The sequence below is a fragment of the Streptococcus sp. V728 genome, from assembly GCF_052077995.1.
In the GTDB taxonomy this organism is placed as follows: domain Bacteria; phylum Bacillota; class Bacilli; order Lactobacillales; family Streptococcaceae; genus Streptococcus; species Streptococcus infantis_B.
Genome location: NZ_JBQJJH010000002.1, coordinates 407,972 through 428,011, shown reverse-complemented (window position 1 = coordinate 428,011; position 20,040 = coordinate 407,972). Strand labels below are relative to the sequence as shown.

Annotated in this window: 22 protein-coding genes; 21 read left to right on the top strand and 1 reads right to left on the bottom strand. The window is 38.8% G+C overall.

All coding sequences use genetic code 11. The features are described from left to right. Nucleotides 1-18 precede the first annotated feature (18 nt). The 20 genes from ACTO1Y_RS03465 to ACTO1Y_RS03370 all read left to right on the top strand — a co-directional run bounded on the left by ACTO1Y_RS03465 (nt 19) and on the right by ACTO1Y_RS03370 (nt 17,677). Nucleotides 19-2,721, top strand: a complete 2,703-nt coding sequence (locus ACTO1Y_RS03465) for an MBL fold metallo-hydrolase (RefSeq protein WP_441348364.1) — start codon at nt 19-21, stop codon at nt 2,719-2,721. 183 nt (nt 2,722-2,904) lie between these two features. After that, a complete protein-coding gene (gene hprK, locus ACTO1Y_RS03460) occupies nt 2,905-3,840 on the top strand; it encodes an HPr(Ser) kinase/phosphatase (protein WP_441348363.1) in 936 nt (311 codons plus the stop codon). Beyond that, nucleotides 3,833-4,621, top strand: coding sequence for a prolipoprotein diacylglyceryl transferase (gene lgt, locus ACTO1Y_RS03455; protein ID WP_441348362.1), 789 nt, complete (start codon nt 3,833-3,835; stop codon nt 4,619-4,621). Before hprK ends, lgt begins: the two co-directional genes overlap by 8 nt. 1 nt (nt 4,622) lies before the next feature. Continuing rightward, nucleotides 4,623-5,006 carry a DUF948 domain-containing protein gene (locus tag ACTO1Y_RS03450; RefSeq protein WP_441348361.1) on the top strand — a complete coding sequence of 128 codons (384 nt, stop codon included), beginning with the start codon at nt 4,623-4,625 and terminating at the stop codon, nt 5,004-5,006. 14 nt (nt 5,007-5,020) lie between these two features. After that, nucleotides 5,021-5,416, top strand: a complete 396-nt coding sequence (locus ACTO1Y_RS03445) for a YtxH domain-containing protein (protein WP_006150786.1) — start codon at nt 5,021-5,023, stop codon at nt 5,414-5,416. 85 nt (nt 5,417-5,501) lie between these two features. Beyond that, nucleotides 5,502-6,632: a radical SAM family heme chaperone HemW gene (gene hemW / locus ACTO1Y_RS03440; RefSeq protein WP_441348360.1), complete on the top strand. Its 1,131-nt coding sequence runs from the start codon at nt 5,502-5,504 to the stop codon at nt 6,630-6,632. A gap of 4 nt (nt 6,633-6,636) precedes the next feature. Then, nucleotides 6,637-7,374: an acyl-[acyl-carrier-protein] thioesterase gene (locus tag ACTO1Y_RS03435; protein ID WP_006150809.1), complete on the top strand. Its 738-nt coding sequence runs from the start codon at nt 6,637-6,639 to the stop codon at nt 7,372-7,374. A 10-nt stretch (nt 7,375-7,384) separates the two neighbouring features. Continuing rightward, nucleotides 7,385-8,158, top strand: a complete 774-nt coding sequence (locus tag ACTO1Y_RS03430; protein ID WP_441348359.1) for a TIGR01457 family HAD-type hydrolase — start codon at nt 7,385-7,387, stop codon at nt 8,156-8,158. Continuing rightward, nucleotides 8,148-8,780 carry a TIGR01906 family membrane protein gene (locus ACTO1Y_RS03425; protein WP_006150769.1) on the top strand — a complete coding sequence of 211 codons (633 nt, stop codon included), beginning with the start codon at nt 8,148-8,150 and terminating at the stop codon, nt 8,778-8,780. Before ACTO1Y_RS03430 ends, ACTO1Y_RS03425 begins: the two co-directional genes overlap by 11 nt. A gap of 137 nt (nt 8,781-8,917) precedes the next feature. Further along, nucleotides 8,918-9,319 (top strand): Spx/MgsR family RNA polymerase-binding regulatory protein, encoded by a 402-nt coding sequence (locus tag ACTO1Y_RS03420; RefSeq protein WP_025170030.1) that lies wholly within the window; start codon nt 8,918-8,920, stop codon nt 9,317-9,319. Beyond that, nucleotides 9,320-9,598, top strand: a complete 279-nt coding sequence (locus ACTO1Y_RS03415) for a UPF0223 family protein (RefSeq protein ID WP_441348358.1) — start codon at nt 9,320-9,322, stop codon at nt 9,596-9,598. Next, a complete protein-coding gene (locus ACTO1Y_RS03410) occupies nt 9,588-10,355 on the top strand; it encodes an inositol monophosphatase family protein (protein ID WP_441348357.1) in 768 nt (255 codons plus the stop codon). Before ACTO1Y_RS03415 ends, ACTO1Y_RS03410 begins: the two co-directional genes overlap by 11 nt. Before the next feature lie 6 nt (nt 10,356-10,361). Next, nucleotides 10,362-11,675 carry an RsmF rRNA methyltransferase first C-terminal domain-containing protein gene (locus ACTO1Y_RS03405; RefSeq protein WP_441348356.1) on the top strand — a complete coding sequence of 438 codons (1,314 nt, stop codon included), beginning with the start codon at nt 10,362-10,364 and terminating at the stop codon, nt 11,673-11,675. A 110-nt stretch (nt 11,676-11,785) separates the two neighbouring features. Then, nucleotides 11,786-12,664 carry a phosphate ABC transporter substrate-binding protein PstS gene (locus ACTO1Y_RS03400; protein ID WP_441348355.1) on the top strand — a complete coding sequence of 293 codons (879 nt, stop codon included), beginning with the start codon at nt 11,786-11,788 and terminating at the stop codon, nt 12,662-12,664. Continuing rightward, complete coding sequence (pstC, locus tag ACTO1Y_RS03395; RefSeq protein WP_441348354.1) at nt 12,664-13,581, top strand: phosphate ABC transporter permease subunit PstC; 918 nt, start codon at nt 12,664-12,666, stop codon at nt 13,579-13,581. Before ACTO1Y_RS03400 ends, pstC begins: the two co-directional genes overlap by 1 nt. Next, nucleotides 13,571-14,455: a phosphate ABC transporter permease PstA gene (gene pstA / locus ACTO1Y_RS03390; protein WP_006150807.1), complete on the top strand. Its 885-nt coding sequence runs from the start codon at nt 13,571-13,573 to the stop codon at nt 14,453-14,455. Before pstC ends, pstA begins: the two co-directional genes overlap by 11 nt. Nucleotides 14,456-14,465: 10 nt before the next feature. Next, on the top strand, nt 14,466-15,269 hold the full coding sequence (gene pstB / locus ACTO1Y_RS03385; RefSeq protein ID WP_049495489.1) for a phosphate ABC transporter ATP-binding protein PstB: 804 nt from the start codon (nt 14,466-14,468) through the stop codon (nt 15,267-15,269). Nucleotides 15,270-15,281: 12 nt separating this feature from the next. Continuing rightward, nucleotides 15,282-16,040, top strand: coding sequence for a phosphate ABC transporter ATP-binding protein PstB (gene pstB, locus ACTO1Y_RS03380; protein WP_006148225.1), 759 nt, complete (start codon nt 15,282-15,284; stop codon nt 16,038-16,040). A 10-nt stretch (nt 16,041-16,050) separates the two neighbouring features. Then, on the top strand, nt 16,051-16,704 hold the full coding sequence (gene phoU, locus ACTO1Y_RS03375) for a phosphate signaling complex protein PhoU (RefSeq protein ID WP_441348353.1): 654 nt from the start codon (nt 16,051-16,053) through the stop codon (nt 16,702-16,704). Between the two features lie 157 nt (nt 16,705-16,861). Continuing rightward, the gene (locus ACTO1Y_RS03370; protein WP_441348352.1) at nt 16,862-17,677 is read left to right on the top strand and encodes an ABC transporter substrate-binding protein; all 816 of its coding nucleotides are present in this window, start codon (nt 16,862-16,864) and stop codon (nt 17,675-17,677) included. Between the two features lie 19 nt (nt 17,678-17,696). Here ACTO1Y_RS03370 and ACTO1Y_RS03365 read toward each other — a convergent pair whose 3' ends face one another. Next, nucleotides 17,697-18,971, bottom strand: a complete 1,275-nt coding sequence (locus tag ACTO1Y_RS03365; RefSeq protein ID WP_441348351.1) for an aminotransferase-like domain-containing protein — start codon at nt 18,969-18,971, stop codon at nt 17,697-17,699. 330 nt (nt 18,972-19,301) lie between these two features. Between ACTO1Y_RS03365 and budA the strand changes: the two genes are divergently transcribed. Then, nucleotides 19,302-20,030 (top strand): acetolactate decarboxylase, encoded by a 729-nt coding sequence (gene budA, locus ACTO1Y_RS03360; RefSeq protein ID WP_441348350.1) that lies wholly within the window; start codon nt 19,302-19,304, stop codon nt 20,028-20,030. The last annotated feature ends 10 nt before the right edge of the window (nt 20,031-20,040 follow it).

Below are 20,040 nucleotides of genomic sequence, written 5' to 3'. Positions count from 1 at the left end.
ATCTGAGAGGGCTTTATCATGAGAAAAACAAAAGTCGCAGTCGCTTTAGGAGCATTTTTGTTTCTTAGTGTCGGCGCGAGAGTAGAGGCGGACACAACTTCGCGGTCCGACGTCAATCGGATTCATTTCATTAATACCAAAGGAAGTCCAGGGACTGATGCCATTTTACTTGAAAGTAACGGGCATTATGCGTTGATAGATATGGGTGAAGACTATGACTTTCCAGATGGGAGCGATCCGCTTTATCCATTAAGATCGGGTATTATTACTTCAAATGTCTATGCAATTGAAGATCGACTTTTCCGTCATCTTGACCATGTAGGTGTTAAGAAGTTGGACTTTATGCTTGGAACGCATGTCCATAGTGACCATATTGGTGGAGCTGATGAAGTTCTAAAAAAATATAAGGTTGATAAATTTTATCTAAAACGATATTCGGATGATCGAATTGCCACTCAATGGGGCTTGTGGGATAATCTTTTTAACTATAATAATGCACTGAATGCAGCTAGAAAATATGGCGTTAATCTTATTCAAGATATCTCAGATAATGATAGTCATTTCAAATTGGGTGATATGGATATTCAGTTGTATAACTACAAAAATGAATATGGCCCAGATGGGAAATTAAAGAAAGTATATGATGACAATCCCAATTCTATTGTTGCTGTAGTTACAGTAAATGGGAAGAAAATTTATCTGGGTGGGGATCTTGATAACGTTTATGGAGCTGAAGATCGCTTAGGCCCACAAATTGGGAAAGTCGATTTAATGAAATGGAACCATCACCTTGACGGAAAAGTTTCAAACAGCATTAATTTTCTTAATAATCTTTCCCCATCTATTGTTGTGCAAACAACAGGATTGGATATAAATGTCCAAGCAACGAGAGATAAATTGAAACAGATGAATGTCCAAGTTGTTCATGCTTCAAGTGATAAGAAAGATGCGACTGTTTTTGATATAAAAACAGATGGTATTAATAATATTTCTCAAGAATTCCCGGATATTCCAAATACGAATTCACGTTGGATCACTGAAGATGGATATAAGAAGTATTATTTCGCTGATGATCAGATGGCAACAGGTTGGCATACAATTGATGGAGCAAAATACTTCTTCAATGGGAAAGGACATCTGCAACAAGATAAATGGCTTCAAGATTTTGATGACGAAGGTACTCTTAAGTCTTTATATATGGATAAAGATGGGAAGTTACAAACTTCCAAATGGCTTCAAATTGACAAGCAATGGTATTATGTGGATTCTAAAGGATATCGAAAAGAGTCCGAGTTAGCAATCATTGACGGTAAGACCTATTACTTTGACGAAAAAGGGATTATGCAAACTGGTACCAGAACAGTGAATGGAGCAACTCTGGTCTTTGATGATACAGGTGCGCTTTCAAATGAACTAAGAGCATCATCCTGGAATAAAATCGGTAATAAATGGTATTACCTAGATGAAAATAAAAAAATGACCATTGGTTTCAAAGAAATTGATGGAAAGATGTACTATTTCAATGAAGCCGGAGAAATGGGAACTTATTGGCAATATACGCACCAAAAATGGTATTACTTTAGCGCTTCAGGTGAAATGAAACGTGGTTGGCTCAATGATGCAGGTAAATGGTATTATCTAGATCCTAAAACTGGAGAAATGTTCACTGGTTCAAATAAAATTGACGGCAAACTCTATCGCTTCAATGATGGAGGCGTCATGGCAACTGGTTGGGAACAGTTTGATGGCAAATGGTACTATTATACATCTAGTGGCGATCAGAAAAAAGGCTGGCTTAAATACAACAATGACTGGTACTATCTCGAACTGAAAGATGGAGAGATGGTTACAGGAACCAAAGAAATCGATGGGCAACAATATAGCTTTAAAGATAGTGGTGCTATGGTTACTGGCTGGAAACAAACAGATGACAAATGGTACTATTATGCATCAAGTGGTGAATTGAAAAAAGGCTGGATTAAATATGCTGGTGATTGGTACTATCTTGATTCGAAAGATGGAGAGATGGTTACAGGAACCAAAGAAATCGATGGGCAACAATATAGCTTTAAGGCTAGTGGTGCTATGGTTACTGGCTGGAAACAAGCAGAAGACAAATGGTACTATTATGCATCAAGTGGTGAACAGAAAAAAGGTTGGATAAAATCTGCAGGTAAGTGGTACTACTTGAATCAAAATGACGGCGTTATGGTGACCGGCAGACAGGAAATTGATGGTGTCAAATATAGCTTTAACCAATCTGGAGCTATGGAAACCGGATGGGTATTTGACGGCAAAGATTGGTACTATCATAAAGAATCTGGAGCCATGGAAACTGGTTGGTTTAAATATTCTGGCAAATGGTTCTTCCTAGATGGTGATTCTGGAAAAATGCTTACTGGTATCCATGAAATCTCTGGAGATAATTATTACTTTAATATTGCAGGTGAAATGCAAGTTGGTTGGATTCAAAAAAAAGGGGACTGGTATTATTTCAAACCAAGTGGTGAAATGCTTCGTGATGGAATTACACCTGATGGCTATAAAGTCGCTAGTGATGGTAGATGGCGTTCAAATGGAGTGACTACCACAACGACGAGTGTAGAAGAAACAACTTCAAAAGATTCATCGCTTAGAGAAGCTTTTGAACCTACAACAGATGCTACCCAAACTAGTGAGGAAAAATCAGTTCCAGTTAGTGATGACAAAGCTTCTAACTAATCACTTTGTCGAATAGATTTTAAAGAAGGGATTAAATAACAGTTTGTTGTTTAATCTCTTTTTCTATAGGTTAAATCTTTTAAAGAGTTCTTCCTAAATAAATAGCGTAAAGACTGTTAAAAACATAAACTTATTTCTACAATCTGATATAATAGTAAGAGAACTCGATTTAAGGAGAAATATATGTCGGTTTTAGTCAAAGAAGTAATTGATAAGCTTAGATTAGACGTTGTCTATGGGGAGCCTGAATTACTTGAAAAGGAAATTAATACTGCAGATATAACGCGACCTGGTCTCGAAATGACAGGCTATTTTGATTACTATACTCCAGAGCGTATTCAATTGTTGGGAATGAAGGAGTGGTCCTATCTCATTAGCATGTCTTCTCACAACCGCTACCAGGTTTTGAAGAAATTATTTCAACCAGAAACACCTGCAGTTATTGTTTCGCGTGGTTTAGTAGTTCCAGAAGAAATGCTAAAGGCTGCTAGAGAATGTAAAATCGCTATTTTAACAAGTCGTACTGCAACCAGTCGTCTATCTGGTGAACTATCAAGTTACTTGGACTCTCGTTTGGCCGAACGCGCAAGTGTGCATGGTGTACTGATGGATATCTATGGTATGGGTGTTCTCATTCAAGGTGATAGTGGTATCGGTAAAAGTGAGACTGGACTTGAACTCGTCAAACGTGGACATCGTCTAGTAGCAGATGACCGTGTAGATATCTATTCTAAGGATGAGATGACACTTTGGGGAGAACCTGCTGAAATTTTGAAACATTTGTTAGAAATTCGTGGAGTAGGTATCATTGACGTCATGAGCCTTTATGGGGCTAGTGCCGTTAAGGATTCTTCACAAGTTCAATTGGCTGTCTATTTAGAAAATTACGATACTGATAAGGTCTTTGACCGTTTGGGGAATAATGCGGAAGAATTGGAAATCTCAGGTGTTTCTATTCCACGTATTCGTATCCCAGTAAAAACAGGACGTAATATCTCTGTCGTTATCGAGGCGGCTGCAATGAATTATCGTTCGAAGGAGATGGGCTTTGATGCGACACGCCTCTTTGAAGAACGATTGACAAAACTAATTGAAAGGAACGAGATGAAGAATGATTGATCCAGTTGCTTTTCAAATTGGTCCTTTGGGTATTAGATGGTATGCACTCTGCATCGTTTCAGGTCTTATTTTAGCAGTCTATCTTGCAAGTAAAGAAGCACCAAAAAAGAACATCTTATCCGATGACATTTTAGACTTTATTTTAATTGCTTTTCCTTTAGCTATCATTGGTGCTCGACTTTATTATGTCATTTTTAGATTTGACTACTATAGTCAGCACATGGGAGAGATTTTTGCCATTTGGAATGGAGGTCTTGCCATATACGGCGGTTTAATCACCGGAGCAATCGTACTCTATTTCTTTGCTGATCGTAGATTAATCAACACATGGGATTTCTTGGATATTGCTGCTCCAAGCGTTATGATTGCACAGAGCCTTGGACGTTGGGGGAATTTCTTTAACCAGGAAGCCTACGGAGCAGCTGTTGAAAATCTTGATTACCTACCTGGTTTTATTAAGAATCAGATGTATATCGATGGCTCATATCGGCAACCAACCTTCCTTTATGAATCTATCTGGAATCTCATTGGGTTTACGTTGATTATTATTTTTAGACGTCGATTAAAGAGTATTCGTCGTGGTTATATCACTGCCTTCTATCTAATTTGGTATGGATTTGGACGTATGATCATTGAAGGTATGCGAACAGATAGTCTCATGTTCTTTGGACTTCGAGTATCTCAATGGTTGTCAGTCCTTCTAATTGGACTTGGAATTTATATTATCGTTTATCAAAATCGGAAAAAAGCACCATTTTATAATGTAAAAAAGGAGAATTAAAATGTTAGAAGTTGCTTATATTATTGTGGCTATTGCCTTGGTTGTATTCTTAGTTTATTTGATTATAACCCTTCAAAAAGTTGGACGTGTAATCGATGAAACTGAAAATACTGTTAAAACGCTAACTTCGGATGTAAATGTCACTCTACATCACACAAATGAACTGCTTGCAAAAGTCAATGTACTTGCTGACGATATCAATGTCAAAGTTGCAACGATTGATCCACTCTTTACAGCAGTTGCAGACCTTTCTGTTTCTGTCTCTGACTTAAATGAGCAGGCTCGTGTCTTGAGTAAAAAAGCTTCATCTGCAGGTTCAAAAACGTTAAAGACTAGTGCTGGTTTGTCTGCCATTCGTGTTGCAAGTAAATTTTTTAAAAAATAAAAAGGAGATAGCTCATGGGTAAATTATCATCAATCCTTTTAGGAACTGTTTCAGGTGTTGCCGTTGCTTTATTCCTAACAAGTGAAAAAGGGAAACGAGTTACGAGTCGAGCACAAGACTTTATTGAAGATTTGAAAGAAGATCCTGAATACGCTAAAGAACAAGTCTGCGAAAAGCTGACTGATGTCAAAGATCAAACCAAAGAATTTGTTCTTAAAACAAAGGAACAAATCGAATCTGGGGAAATTACTCTCGATACCGTCCTCGATAAAGCAAAATATCACGCTCAACAAGCTACTGAAGCTTCGAAAGAAACCTTGAACAGTCTCAAAGAACAATTGGAAGAAAAAGTAGTTGTTGAAGACCAAGAAGATGGTCAAGAAATTGTCATCGATATTCAAGAAGACTAAATAGAATCGCCATTTCCTGATTTTCAAATGAATCAGGAATGGTGATTTTTTTCTTGAGTGAACTCTTTGTGGTATAATAAATACTATGCAGAAGAAACCGACATCAGCTTATGTGCACATTCCATTTTGTACACAAATCTGTTATTATTGTGACTTTTCAAAAGTTTTTATCAAGAATCAACCGGTAGATAGCTATCTAGAGCATCTGCTGCAAGAATTTCATTCTTATGACATTCAAAAGTTGCGTACGCTTTATATTGGAGGTGGAACACCGACAGCCTTGTCTGCGCCACAGTTAGAGTTGCTTCTGGATGGATTGACTAAAAACTTAGATTTATCAGTCTTAGAAGAATTGACCATTGAGGCCAATCCCGGTGATTTAGATGCTGATAAGATTGCTGTTTTGAAAAATTCTGCAGTCAATCGTGTTTCACTAGGTGTTCAGACCTTTGATGACAAAATGTTGAAAAAAATAGGGCGTAGTCATTTGGAGAAGGATATTTATGAAAATATTGACCGCCTCAAATTGGCTGGTTTTGATAATATCTCTATTGATTTAATCTACGCACTTCCTGGTCAGACTATGGACCAGGTTAAGGAGAATGTTGCCAAGGCTATCGCTCTGGATATTCCTCATATGAGCCTTTATAGTTTGATTTTGGAAAACCATACGGTCTTTATGAATCGTATGAGACGAGGGAAATTACCTCTTCCTAAGGAAGAATTAGAAGCTGAGATGTTTGAGTATATCATTTCAAAGCTAGAAAAAGCTGGCTTCGAGCATTATGAGATTTCTAATTTTTCTAAACGAGGATTTGAAAGTCGTCACAATCTTATGTACTGGGATAATGCTGAGTATTATGGTATTGGTGCAGGTGCATCTGGCTATGTAGATGGTGTTCGCTATAAAAATCATGGGCCTATTCGCCATTATTTAAAGGCAGTAGAAGATGGGAATGCTCGTATCAACGAAGAACATCTGACTCAAAGGGAGCAAATGGAAGAAGAGATGTTCCTTGGACTTCGCAAGAAGTCTGGAGTTTCCATGGAGAGATTTGAAGAAAAATTTGGACAGTCTTTCCAAGAACTTTATGGAGATATCATCAAAGACTTGATTCAACAAGGTCTTATGCAGGTTGATGGCGATCATGTTCGTATGACTAAGAGAGGTCTCTTCTTAGGTGATACAGTAGCAGAACGATTTATATTGGAGTAAAATTATGGGCTTAACTTATCAAATGAAAACTAAAATCCCTTTTGATATGGCTGACATGAACGGACATATCAAGCTACCAGATGTTATCTTGTTATCCCTACAAGTATCAGGAATGCAATCAATTAATCTAGGAGTGAGTGACAAGGATGTTTTAGAACAGTATAATCTAGTTTGGATTATCACTGATTATGATATCGATGTGATTAGACTTCCTCGTTTTGCTGAGGAAATTACCATCGAAACAGAGGCCTTGAGCTACAATCGTCTATTTTGCTACCGCCGATTTACTATTTATGATGAAGATGGTCAAGAAATCATTCGCATGGTAGCTACATTTGTCCTTATGGATCGTGATAGTCGGAAGGTTCATCCTGTAGAACCTGAAATAGTCGCACCTTATCAATCTGAGTTTTCTAAGAAACTGATCCGTGGACCAAAATACGCTGAGTTGGAAGAAGCGATTAGCAAGGACTATCATGTCCGTTTTTACGACTTAGATATGAATGGCCATGTCAATAATAGCAAATACCTAGACTGGATTTTTGAGGTCATGGGAGCAGAGTTCCTAACCAATCATATCCCTAAAAAAATCAATCTAAAGTATGTCAAGGAAGTTCGACCAGGTGGTATGATTACTTCTAGTTATGAATTGAATCAACTAGAAAGCAATCACCAAGTTACAAGTGATGGCGACATCAATGCTCAGGCAAAGATAACTTGGCAAGAAATTAACAAAGATTAGAAAGAAATATATGACTTATAAAGGCTATTTGATAGATTTAGACGGAACGATTTACAAGGGTAAAGACCGCATCCCTGAAGGAGAAGCTTTTGTTCATGACTTGCAAAAGCGTAGAATTCCCTACCTTTTTGTAACTAACAATACAACTCGCACACCAGAAAGTGTTCAGGAGATGTTAGCCAATCACTTTAACATCGACACACCTGTATCGACAATTTATACTGCAACCTTAGCGACTATTGATTATATGAATGATTTGGGGCTTGAAAAGACAGTCTATGTGATTGGAGAAGCAGGGCTCAAGGAAGCGATACAAGCAGCTGGTTATGTTGAAGATAAAGAAAATCCTGCCTATGTGGTTGTAGGTTTGGACTGGCAGGTAGACTATGAAAAATTTGCTACGGCAACCCTAGCTATCCATAAAGGTGCTCATTTTATCGGCACCAACCCAGATTTGAACATCCCAACGGAACGAGGCCTTTTACCTGGTGCTGGTTCACTGGTTACTCTGCTCGAAGCAGCAACTCGCGTAAAGCCAGTTTATATTGGGAAACCTAATGCGATTATTATGGATAAAGCTGTTGAACATCTAGGACTTGAACGCCAAGAAATTGTCATGGTGGGGGATAATTATCTTACTGATATTCGAGCTGGTATCGATAATGGAATTCCAACTTTGTTAGTAACTACTGGTTTTACAAAACCTGAAGAAGTAGCGGATTTACCAATCGCCCCAACCCATGTCCTCTCAAGTCTAGCGGAGTGGAATTTTGATGAAAACTAAATATACTTTTGTAGGAAGTCTGTTCTTTCTCCTCTCGCTTGCTATTTTATTGAGCATCTACCTGTCTTGGTTGATTTACCCTCTGGAGATTTCTTGGTTAAATCTGACAAGTCGAGTTCATGTCCAACCTCAGACCATCCAACATAACTTTAATGTTTTGATGGATTATTTGACCAATCCATTGAGTCAAGTATTAGCAATGCCAGATTTTCCTTCGTCTGCCTCTGGAATTCACCACTTTGTGGTTGTAAAGCGACTCTTTCACCTAGCGCAAGGAGTAGCAATAGTTACCCTACCGATTTTTTATCTTTTTTGGAAGCAAGTCATTCAGAAAGGTTTTCTGCCTCTATATCGCAGAGGTCTCTTGATTATGCTGTCTTTACCTTTGGTACTTGGTTTAGTTGGTGTCTTCATTGGGTTTGAACAATTCTTTACATTGTTTCATCAAATTCTTTTTGTAGGTGATGATACCTGGCTTTTTGATCCAGCAAAAGACCCAGTCATTCTTATTCTACCAGAGGACTTTTTCCTGCATGCCTTTCTCCTATTTTTCTGCTTGTATGAGTTGATTTTTGGATTCGTTTATCTTTTAAGTTGGAAAAAATTACCAAAAAGAGAATAAATGCATAAAAATGTTTTAAAAAATTGTACGAAAAACCTATTTTCTTGAAAAAATAGGTTTTTTTACGGAAATAACTAGTCAAGCGCTTTATTTTTTTGTATAATAGAGTGAGAAAAGTATGCAAAGAAGAGAATAGCATGATTACACTATTTTTATCACCGAGTTGTACATCATGTCGTAAGGCAAAGGCCTGGCTTAATAATCATAAGGTGCCTTTCCAAGAGCACAATATTATGACCAGTCCTTTATCAAGAAAAGAATTGCAACAAATTCTTTCCTTGACCGAAAACGGTACCGATGACATTATTTCAACTCGTTCAAAAATTTTCCAAAAGTTAAATATCGATGTGGAAAGTATCTCGGTGACGGAGTTGCTTAGTTTAATTGAGCAATACCCTAGTCTTTTGCGTCGTCCTATCATTATTGATGATAAGCGTATGCAGATTGGCTTTAATGAAGATGAGATTCGTGCATTTCTTCCTCGTAGTTACCGTAAGCAAGAATTGAAAGAAGCTACATTAAGAGCTGGTATTAATTAGATGAATAAACAGTATAGTTACCCACTAGATTTGTCGTGGAGCACTGAAGAACTTGCTTCAGTGCTTTCTTTTTTTAATGATGTTGAAGCCGCCTATGAAACTAAGGTAGAAGCAAAAAAACTTTTAGATTCCTACAAGGTATTTAAGTCAGTTGTTCCAAGTAAGAGTGAAGAAAAACGTTTGGGACGTGAATTTGAAGCAGTTAGTGGATATTCTTTCTACCGTGCAGTCCAATTGGCAAAAGAAAAAGGAGAAGGGAAGATTTCACTTGGAGAATAAATTTACATTTGCCAAAGAAATTGTTAGGGATGCTGGAGAATATATTCTCCAGCATATGAAAGAAGATCTCCATGTTGAGAGAAAATCTTCGCCTACAGATTTGGTCACTAAGTTAGATAAAGAAGTTCAAGCCATACTCATTGAGAAAATTCGATCTCGTTATCCCGATGATTTATTTTGTGCAGAAGAAGGTTGCCTGCGTGCAGCAGTAGAAAAAGGTTCTGTTTGGATTATCGATCCCATTGATGGGACCAACAACTTCGTTGCACAAGGTGAAGATTTTGCCGTTATGCTAGCCTATTTTGAGGATGGTGCTGGGAAATTTGGGATTATTTATGATGTTATGAAAGGTGACTGCTACCACGGTGGAGGAGACTTTCCGCCTTGTCGCAATGATGAACCTTTACCAGCATTTAAAAAGAAACCGTTAAGAGAATTTTTGGTGGCTGGTAATTCTGGTATGCTAGAAACCAACGAATGGGGCTTGGCAGAATTGGGAAATGCTGCACTTGGCACACGAGTTTATGGCAGTGCTGCCATTAGTTTTGCAAAGGTGCTATCAGGTCGACTACTAACGTATATCACTTATCTTCAACCCTGGGATTATGCAGCAGCGAGTATCCTAGGTGAAAGTTTAGGTTATAAGGTTCTTACGATTGCTGGTGAGGAAGTTGATTTCCAAACACGGCAGGCTGTTATGATGGTACCAGTCGAGATGCAAGATGAAATTCAATCCTATATCTACGAAAGGAAATAAACTTACATGCAATTTCCAGAAGGATTTGTAAAAAAATATGAAACAATATTGGGAGATGAGGCAAGAGCTTTTCTTGCCTCTTTTGATGATGAAGCCGTTTCTGCTTTTCGTGTCAATCCCTTAAAAGAAAGTCAAGTTTCTTTTTCAGACGCTATTCCCAATACACCTTGGGGCTACTATGGTAAGGTTTCTGGAAAGTCTCCAGAGCATGTAACTGGCTTGGTCTATTCCCAAGAACCAGCTGCACAAATGGTGGCGCAAGTAGCTCATCCAACTCCTGGCATGAAGGTCTTGGATTTGGCAGCAGCACCAGGTGGAAAATCGACACAATTGGCAGCCTATCTAGAAGGTGAGGGGCTTCTCGTTTCCAATGAAATTTCAAGTAAGCGAGCAAAAATACTGGTTGAAAATATGGAACGTTTTGGTGCGACTAATGTCGTTGTGACCAATGAATCAGCAGACCGTTTAGCTAAGATTTTTAAAGGCTATTTTGACCTAATCGTTTTAGATGCACCTTGCTCAGGAGAAGGGATGTTTCGTAAACAACCTGATGCTATGGATTATTGGAGTGTCGATTATCCTAGTCAGTGCGCTAGTTTACAACGTGAGATTTTAGCAGATGCAGTTACAATGTTGGCTGATGGTGGTCGACTAGTCTATTCAACCTGTACCTGGGCGCCAGAAGAAAATGAAGAAATCATTAGCTGGCTCAAGGATAATTATGACTTTGAACTCATTCCAGTAGAACATATAAATGGTATGTCACAAGGAATCAACCAAGCTGAGACAGCTAGAATGTACCCTCATCACTTTAAGGGAGAAGGTCAGTTCGTGGCTCATCTTCAGTTTAAAGGTCAAAACAAGGCTGGGAAGTTCAAACCTTCTAAATCAAACCTTTCTCGTGAACAGATTTCCTTATGGCAGGATTTTGAGAAGAAACATCTAAAAGAAAAACTGACTGGTGTTCTACAAGTTTTCGGTGACCAGCTTTATCTCTTGCCAGAAATCCTACCAGATTTAGAAAAACTTAGAATTGCTCGTAATGGTCTTCATCTCGGAACTTTTAAGAAGAAACGTTTTGAACCAAGCTTTGCTCTTGGCCTGGCTTTAAAACCGAGTCAAGTAAAGCAAGTTATTGAGATTCATCAAGAAGATTTTGTCAAATACGTATCTGGTGAAACAGTTCAATTGTCTGAAACTCAGCAAAATGGTTGGTATCAAGTTTTAGTTGGTGGGAATGGTCTGGGCTTTGCAAAAGTGACCGGAAATACTCTAAAGAATTATTTCCCTAAGGGTTTGAGGTTTAAGGTAAAAAACTAGTCAAAATCAGTATTCTATGTTATAGTGGAAGTATGGAATTTTCGTGAAAATCAATGGAAAATACGGGCGAAATTCCAAGCTATTCATCATTATTTTCAAGGAGACAAATAGTGAAAAAATTTAAAAAACTCACCATTTCTCTTGCAACTCTTTTACTTGCTGGTTCGCTAGCAGGATGTGCAAGTTGGATTGACCGTGGGGAGTCTATGACGGCTGTCGGTTCAACTGCCCTTCAACCTTTAGTCGAGGCGGCAGCAGATGAGTTTGCGTCAGCTCACATTGGTAAAACAGTCAATGTTCAAGGTGGTGGATCTGGTACAGGTCTATCTCAAGTTCAGTCAGGTGCAGTAGATGTTGGAAACTCTGATGTATTTGCTGAGGAAAAAGACGGTATTGATGCCTCTGCCTTGGTAGACCATAAGGTAGCCGTTGCTGAAATTGCTGTTATTATTAATAAAGAGGTGGATGTCGATAATCTAACGACAGACCAGCTCCGTCAAATCTTTACAGGAGAAATTACCAACTGGAAAGAAGTTGGTGGGAAAGATTTGGCTATTTCTATTATCAACCGTGCTGCGAGTTCAGGTTCTCGTGCGACCTTTGATAGTGTGATTATGAATGGTCAGTCAGCGGTGCAAAGTCAGGAGCAGGATTCTAACGGTATGGTGAAATCAATCGTTTCCCAAACTCCTGGGGCTATTTCCTACCTAGCATTTGCATATGTTGATGATTCAGTTGGGACCATCAAACTTAATGGCTATGAACCAATTTCAGAGAATGTAACCACTAATAATTGGCCGTTGTGGTCTTATGAACACATGTATACACTTGGTGAACCAAATGAATTGGTTGCCGAATTCTTAAACTTTGTCCTTTCAGACGAAGTTCAGAACGGAATCGTTAAGGGAATGGGCTATATTTCTGTCAAGGAAATGAAGGTTGAAAAAGATGCTGCAGGTACTGTGACAGCGATAGAAGGGAGTCAATAATGAATCAAGAAGAATTATCTAAAAAATTGCTCTCTCCTTCAAAGAACTCTCGTCTTGAGAAATTAGGGAAAGGTCTAACTTTTTCCTGCCTCTCTTTGATTGTTATCATTGTGGCTATGATTTTAATCTTTGTAGCCCAAAAAGGTTTGTCGACCTTCTTTGTCAATGGTGTGAATATCTTTGATTTTCTCTTTGGTGCAACTTGGAATCCATCAGGTAAGCAATTTGGTGCCCTTCCAATGATTTTAGGTTCCTTTATTGTTACCATCCTATCTGCTCTTATCGCAACACCATTTGCCATTGGGGCAGCAGTCTTTATGACAGAAGTATCACCAAAAGGAGCTAAGATTTTGCAACCAGCTATCGAACTTCTAGTTGGGATTCCTTCGGTAGTTTACGGATTTATCGGTTTGCAGGTCGTCGTACCTTTTGTACGTAGTGTCTTTGGTGGAACAGGTTTTGGTATTTTATCGGGGATTTTCGTTCTCTTTGTTATGATTTTGCCGACTGTAACCTTCATGACAACAGATAGCCTACGTGCTGTTCCTCGTCACTACCGTGAAGCTAGTTTAGCTATGGGAGCGACTCGTTGGCAAACCATTTGGCGTGTGACCTTGAAGGCTGCTCGTTCAGGTATTTTTACGGCAGTAGTCTTTGGTATGGCGCGTGCTTTTGGTGAAGCCCTTGCGATTCAGATGGTTGTCGGAAACTCAGCAGTTATCCCAACTTCTTTGACGACACCAGCTGCGACTCTGACATCTGTTTTGACCATGGGAATCGGAAATACTGTTATGGGTACCGTTGATAATAATGTTCTTTGGTCACTGGCCTTAGTATTGCTCTTGATGAGTTTGGCCTTTAACAGTGTGATTAAATTGATTACGAAAGAAAGAGGAAAGAAAAACTATGCACGCTAAGAAATTAGATAAACTTGCAACAGCTGTCCTCTATACCATCGCAGGAATCATCGTGACTATTCTAGCTTCTTTGATTCTTTATATTCTGGTACGAGGCTTGCCTCATGTTTCATGGTCATTTTTGACAGGAAAATCATCTTCTTATCAAGCAGGTGGTGGTATTGGGATTCAGCTTTATAATTCCTTCTTCCTTTTGGTCATTACCTTATTCATCTCTGTACCTCTATCAATGGGGGCTGGAATTTACTTGGCTGAGTATGCTAAAAAAGGCCGTGTTACCAATTTCGTTCGTACCTGTATTGAGATCTTGTCTTCTCTACCATCTGTTGTTGTAGGTCTCTTTGGTTACCTCATCTTTGTAGTTCAGTTTGAGTATGGATTTTCTATTATTTCAGGTGCCTTGGCTTTGACCGTCTTTAACCTTCCACAGATGACACGTAATGTTGAAGACAGTTTGAAACACGTTCACCATACACAACGTGAAGCTGGTTTGGCGCTTGGACTTTCTCGTTGGGAAACAGTCCTTCATGTCGTCATTCCTGAAGCTCTACCTGGAATCGTTACAGGTGTAGTACTTGCATCAGGTCGTATCTTTGGTGAAGCTGCAGCTCTTATCTACACAGCAGGACAATCAGCACCAGCACTTGACTGGTCTAACTGGAACGTTCTAAGTGTATCTAGTCCAATCTCTATCTTCCGTCAAGCAGAAACCTTGGCTGTTCATATCTGGAAAGTCAACAGTGAAGGAACTATTCCTGATGGAACTTTGGTTTCAGCAGGTTCAGCTGCGGTGCTCCTCATCTTTATCTTAATCTTTAACTTTGGAGCTCGTAAACTCGGAAGCTATCTACACAAGAAATTAACCGCAGCCTAAAGGAGAAGCCATGTCAAAATATAATTGGGATGAAAGGCATATCATTACTTTTCCAGAAGAAAAAGTGGCCCTCTCTACGAAGGATTTACATGTTTACTATGGTAAGAATGAATCCATCAAGGGCGTGGATATGCAATTCGAAAAAAATAAAATTACTGCCTTGATCGGTCCATCAGGATCTGGAAAATCAACCTACCTACGCAGTCTCAATCGTATGAATGATACTATTGACATTGCTAAGGTTACAGGACAAATTCTCTATCAAGGAATTGACGTCAACCGCCCTGAAATCAATGTCTATGAAATGCGTAAGCACATTGGAATGGTTTTCCAACGTCCTAATCCATTTGCGAAGTCAATCTACCGCAACATCACCTTTGCACATGAACGTGCAGGTGTTAAGGATAAGAAAGTCCTTGATGAAATTGTAGAAACCTCTCTTCGTCAGGCCGCCCTTTGGGATCAGGTTAAAGACGACCTTCATAAGTCAGCTTTGACGCTTTCAGGAGGCCAGCAGCAACGTCTCTGTATCGCACGTGCTATTTCTGTAAAACCAGACATCCTCTTGATGGATGAGCCGGCATCTGCTTTGGATCCGATTGCGACAGCTCAGCTAGAGGAAACTATGTTGGAGTTGAAGAAGGACTTCACCATCATCATCGTGACCCATAGCATGCAACAGGCTGCGCGTGCAAGTGACTATACTGGATTTTTCTACTTAGGTGATTTAATTGAGTACGATAAAACGTCAAATATTTTCCAAAATGCTAAGCTACAGTCAACCAATGATTATGTAACTGGACACTTTGGTTAGAAAGGAAGCACTATGACAGAACCGATTTTGCAGGTCAAAGACCTGTCTGTTTATTACAATAAAAAGAAGGCTTTGAATAGTGTTTCCTTATCTTTCCAACCTAAGGAAATTACCGCCCTTATCGGTCCCTCTGGATCTGGGAAATCAACACTTCTAAAGGCTATCAATCGTATGGGAGATTTAAATCCAGAGGTGACTACTACTGGTTCAGTGGTTTATAATGGGCACAATATTTATAGCCCTCGTACTGATACCGTTGAGTTACGTAAGGAAATCGGAATGGTTTTCCAACAACCCAATCCATTCCCAATGTCTATCTACGAAAATGTTGTTTATGGACTAAGAATTAATGGAGAGAAAGACAAGCAAGTCTTGGACGAAGCTGTGGAGAAAGCTTTACAGCGTGCTTCAATCTGGGATGAGGTCAAGGATCGCTTGCATGATTCAGCTATTGGACTTTCAGGTGGACAGCAGCAACGTGTCTGTGTAGCCCGTGTATTGGCGACTAGTCCAAAGATTATCCTCTTGGATGAGCCAACCTCAGCCTTAGACCCTATCTCGGCTGGAAAAATCGAAGAAACCCTATATAGTCTTAAGGACAAGTACACCATGCTATTGGTTACTCGTTCCATGCAGCAAGCATCTCGAATCTCTGATAAAACAGGCTTTTTCCTCAATGGAGATTTGATTGAATTTAACGATACCAAGGAAATGTTCCTCTATCCACAACATAAGGAAACAGAAGATTACATTTCAGGTAAATTTGGATAAGGAGAAAAAGATGTTACGATCTCAATTTGAAGAAGATTTAGAGAAATTGCATAACCAATTTTACGCTATGGGACAAGAAGTTCTTTCCCAAATCAATCGTACTGTACGTGCTTTTGTGACTCATGACCGTGACTTGGCTAAAGAAGTCATCGAGCAAGACGCAGAAGTAAACGAATATGAAGTAAAACTTGAAAAGAAATCATTTGAAATTATTGCGCTTCAGCAGCCTGTTTCACAAGACTTGCGTACAGTTTTAACAGTACTTAAGGCAGTGTCTGACTTGGAACGTATGGGTGACCACGCTGTATCCATTGCTGAGGCAACCATTCGTATGAAGGGTGAACAACGCATCCCAGCAGTTGAAGAAGAAATCAAAAAGATGGGACGTGATGTTAAAGATTTCGTAGAAACAACCCTCGAACTTTATCTAAACGGATCAGTTGATAAGGCCTACGAAGTCGCAACCATGGATGAGAAAATCAACCATTACTTCGAAAATATTCGTGATTTGGCAACTGAAGAAATTAGAAAGAACCCGGATGCAATTGTTACAGGTCGTGATTACTTCCAAGTGATTTCATACTTGGAGCGCATCGGTGACTATGCTAAAAATATCTGTGAATGGGTTGTTTACTTTGAAACAGGTAAAATTGTAGAATTGTAAAATTGATTAAATATACAGAAAAAGAAGCAGAATAATGAATAAAAGCTTCTTTTTTGTTTAATAAAATGAAAAAAATAAATAAATATTAAATTTATACTTGACAAACGAGGTTTTCCGAGTTATAATTATACAAAATCGACAGAGAGGTTGTTTATTTATGAAATTAAAAAAATGGATATTTGTCTTATGTAGTTTTCTTGCAAGTTTCTTTTTAGTTGCTTGCCAGTCATCTAGCTCAAGTTCACAGTCTGCAGTAGAGGCAATCAAACAAAAAGGTAAATTAGTTGTCGCAACTAGCCCAGACTATGCACCATTTGAATTTCAAGCACTTGTGGATGGCAAGAACCAAGTCGTAGGTGCTGATATTGACATGGCACAAGCAATCGCTGATGAACTTGGAGTGAAATTGGAAGTTTCAAGCATGAGTTTTGATAATGTCTTGACTAGTCTTCAAACAGGTAAAGCAGATTTGGCAATTGCTGGAATCAGTGCAACTGAAGAAAGAAAAGAAGTCTTTGATTTCTCAATTCCTTACTATGAAAACAAAATTAGCTTCCTTATCAGAAAATCTGACCTTGAAAAATACAAGGATTTAGATTCTCTTGCAAGTGCTAATATTGCGGCTCAAAAAGGAACTGTTCCTGAATCTATGGTCAAAGAACAACTTCCTAAAGTGCAGTTAACATCTTTGACTAACATGGGTGAGGCAGTCAATGAACTTCAATCAGGCAAGGTTGATGCTGTTCATATGGATGAACCAGTTGCTCTAAGCTATGCTGGTAAAAACTCTGACTTGGCAGTTGCTACAGTAAGCTTGCCCATGAAAGAAGGCGAAGCAAATGCTGTAGCTATCAAAAAAGGCAATTCAGATTTGAAGGAAGTAGTAGATAAGGTCATCCAAAAATTGAAAGATGACGGAACTTACCAAACCTATCTTGAGAAAGCTTCTAAATTAACCGAATTAGAACAATAAAAAATAACAGAGTTGGACTTTAGTCCAGCTCTGTTTTTAAGTAGTTTAGTGTTGCTTCAATATTTTCAAAGGGAACTTTTGCAAAGTGATAGGGACAAGTCCCTATGTAGGATGATTCGAAAAAGTCGAGATTTAAAGGACTATGTTTGAGACTTGCAATCTTAGGATAGTCTCTAAGATCAAGTAAGACTCCATCATGGAGAGGATAGATTGGCAAGGAAATGGGATAGTTATGTAAAAGTTGTTGGATATACTCCTGACTTTTTTCCTGAAGTGCTAATCTTGCTAGTCTGTTTTTCTCAAAGAGTTGACTATCAATATAAAGAGATAAGGCTTTTTGCATGATAAGGTTGTTATCATAGTCCAGAATATTTTTATAAGTTACAAAAGCATCCTTGATAGCATTTGGAAGAAGAAGTGCAGTTATCCGGAGGGCTGGAAAAAGACTCGTAGAAAAAGATTTAATATAAATGACCAAATCATGCTGGTCCAGATAATGAAAGGTTTGTCCCATTTTAGGATCCAAGTCACCTAGATAGTCATCTTCAACGATATAGATCTGGTGTTTTGCAGCCAAGTCAAGGATAGCAAGTTTTTCCTCCTCGGAATAGGAATGGCCCAGAGGATAATGAAAACGGGGAATAGTATAGAAAAACTTAATCTTTCCACTCTTAAACTGTTTTTCAAGTTCGTTTAAATCAATACCGTCCACCCGACGTTCAATGGTTTGATAGGGAATGTTTTGAGCTAGTAGTAGTTGATTCATCCGATGATAGGTCGGTTGTTCAACCAGTATTTCCTGAGCTTGACCTGGAAAATCAATCTGAGAAAGAATAAACAGTGCTTGCTGGGTTCCAGATGTCATGACTAACTGATCTGCTTTACTATAAATCGCTTGATCAAAAAGTAATGTCTGAACAGATTTTCTTAATTCTTCTAGTCCCTCTTGGTTTTCATAGTAGTTGTAGAGATAATTTTCTCGTCCAATCAAGCTTTCATTGACGCAAAGCCGAAAATCATCATAGGCAGCCACATGTTCATCGTTAACGGAGATAATGAGGTCTTCGTGACTGGTTTGTTGCTCCAATACATAATAACCACTTTGAGGTTTGGAGTAGATGTATTTCTCGTATCGAAGTTCCATGAGTGCACGCTGAATAGTGTCCTTACTGCAGTGGAAATCTTGACTGAGTTTTCGAATAGATGGCAGGCGACTTCCTGTCGCAAATCTACCTGATTCTATCTTATTTTTTAGATAGTGTATGACTTGTTCGTACTTGCTTTCTTGCTTCATCCCAGACCTCTCTTGATTTTGTTACATTGTACCTTTTTTTTAAAAGTTTGGCAATGTTATACTTTTCGAAAATTAAATTCAAACCGCGTCAACGTCGCCTTGCCGTATATATGTTACTGACTACGTCAGTTCCATCTACAACCTCAAAACAGTGTTTTGAGCTGACTACGTCAGTTCTATCTACAACCTCAAAGCAGTGCTTTGAGCAACCTGCGGCTAGTTTCCTAGTTTACTCTTTAATTTTCATTAAGTATTAAAAGGCAGTCTAGCATTCAATTCTAATCAGAAATGTGATATACTTAGTAAGTAAAATTTTCAAAGAATAGTGAGATGATGAAGGTGCAAGAACCAGTGAAATTATTCCAATACAATACTTTGGGAGCCTTGATGGCTGGACTTTACGGTGGGACTATGACCGTTGGTGAATTGCTTGAACATGGAGATTTAGGACTAGGAACCCTAGATTCTATTGATGGAGAGTTAATTGTCTTAGATGGAAAGGCTTATCAAGCTAAGGGGTCAGGTGATAAACCTGAAATCGTTGAAGTGTCGCCAGATGCTCTGATTCCTTATGCGGCAGTTGTACCCCACCAGGCAGAAGTTATTTTTCGTCAGCGTTTTGAAATGACTGATCAGGAACTTGAAAAACGTATTGAGTCCTACTATGATGGGGAAAACCTATTTCGTTCGATTAAAATTCATGGTGATTTTAAACATATGCATGTTCGTATGATTCCAAAATCGACAAGCGAAACGAAGTTTGCTGAGGTTGCAACTCATCAGCCTGAATATAGCTGTGACAATGTTTCAGGAACAATTGTTGGATTCTGGACACCTGAAATTTTCCATGGCGTCAGTGTTGCTGGTTACCATTTGCACTTTATCTCAGACGATTTAACCTTTGGTGGCCACGTTATGGACTTTGTTATCAAGGAAGGTATTGTAGAGGTAGGTGCTGTTGACCAGCTGGATCAACGTTTCCCTGTTCAGGATCGTAAATATCTTTTTGCTAAGTTTAATGTAGATGAGATGAAAAAAGATATCGAACAAGCAGAGTAAGAGGTGCAAA

What these genes read in the sequence shown, in the direction of transcription:
- pstC (WP_441348354.1), top strand. Translation starts at nt 12,664, where the DNA reads ATGAATCAAGAAGAATTATCTAAAAAATTGCTCTCTCCTTCAAAGAAC.
- hprK (WP_441348363.1), top strand. Translation starts at nt 2,905, where the DNA reads ATGTCGGTTTTAGTCAAAGAAGTAATTGATAAGCTTAGATTAGACGTT.
- ACTO1Y_RS03365 (WP_441348351.1), bottom strand. Translation starts at nt 18,971, where the DNA reads ATGAAGCAAGAAAGCAAGTACGAACAAGTCATACACTATCTAAAAAAT.
- lgt (WP_441348362.1), top strand. Translation starts at nt 3,833, where the DNA reads ATGATTGATCCAGTTGCTTTTCAAATTGGTCCTTTGGGTATTAGATGG.
- ACTO1Y_RS03370 (WP_441348352.1), top strand. Translation starts at nt 16,862, where the DNA reads ATGAAATTAAAAAAATGGATATTTGTCTTATGTAGTTTTCTTGCAAGT.
- ACTO1Y_RS03465 (WP_441348364.1), top strand. Translation starts at nt 19, where the DNA reads ATGAGAAAAACAAAAGTCGCAGTCGCTTTAGGAGCATTTTTGTTTCTT.
- pstB (WP_006148225.1), top strand. Translation starts at nt 15,282, where the DNA reads ATGACAGAACCGATTTTGCAGGTCAAAGACCTGTCTGTTTATTACAAT.
- ACTO1Y_RS03420 (WP_025170030.1), top strand. Translation starts at nt 8,918, where the DNA reads ATGATTACACTATTTTTATCACCGAGTTGTACATCATGTCGTAAGGCA.
- ACTO1Y_RS03435 (WP_006150809.1), top strand. Translation starts at nt 6,637, where the DNA reads ATGGGCTTAACTTATCAAATGAAAACTAAAATCCCTTTTGATATGGCT.
- pstB (WP_049495489.1), top strand. Translation starts at nt 14,466, where the DNA reads ATGTCAAAATATAATTGGGATGAAAGGCATATCATTACTTTTCCAGAA.
- budA (WP_441348350.1), top strand. Translation starts at nt 19,302, where the DNA reads ATGATGAAGGTGCAAGAACCAGTGAAATTATTCCAATACAATACTTTG.
- phoU (WP_441348353.1), top strand. Translation starts at nt 16,051, where the DNA reads ATGTTACGATCTCAATTTGAAGAAGATTTAGAGAAATTGCATAACCAA.
- ACTO1Y_RS03415 (WP_441348358.1), top strand. Translation starts at nt 9,320, where the DNA reads ATGAATAAACAGTATAGTTACCCACTAGATTTGTCGTGGAGCACTGAA.
- ACTO1Y_RS03430 (WP_441348359.1), top strand. Translation starts at nt 7,385, where the DNA reads ATGACTTATAAAGGCTATTTGATAGATTTAGACGGAACGATTTACAAG.
- pstA (WP_006150807.1), top strand. Translation starts at nt 13,571, where the DNA reads ATGCACGCTAAGAAATTAGATAAACTTGCAACAGCTGTCCTCTATACC.
- ACTO1Y_RS03405 (WP_441348356.1), top strand. Translation starts at nt 10,362, where the DNA reads ATGCAATTTCCAGAAGGATTTGTAAAAAAATATGAAACAATATTGGGA.
- ACTO1Y_RS03445 (WP_006150786.1), top strand. Translation starts at nt 5,021, where the DNA reads ATGGGTAAATTATCATCAATCCTTTTAGGAACTGTTTCAGGTGTTGCC.
- ACTO1Y_RS03450 (WP_441348361.1), top strand. Translation starts at nt 4,623, where the DNA reads ATGTTAGAAGTTGCTTATATTATTGTGGCTATTGCCTTGGTTGTATTC.
- hemW (WP_441348360.1), top strand. Translation starts at nt 5,502, where the DNA reads ATGCAGAAGAAACCGACATCAGCTTATGTGCACATTCCATTTTGTACA.
- ACTO1Y_RS03425 (WP_006150769.1), top strand. Translation starts at nt 8,148, where the DNA reads ATGAAAACTAAATATACTTTTGTAGGAAGTCTGTTCTTTCTCCTCTCG.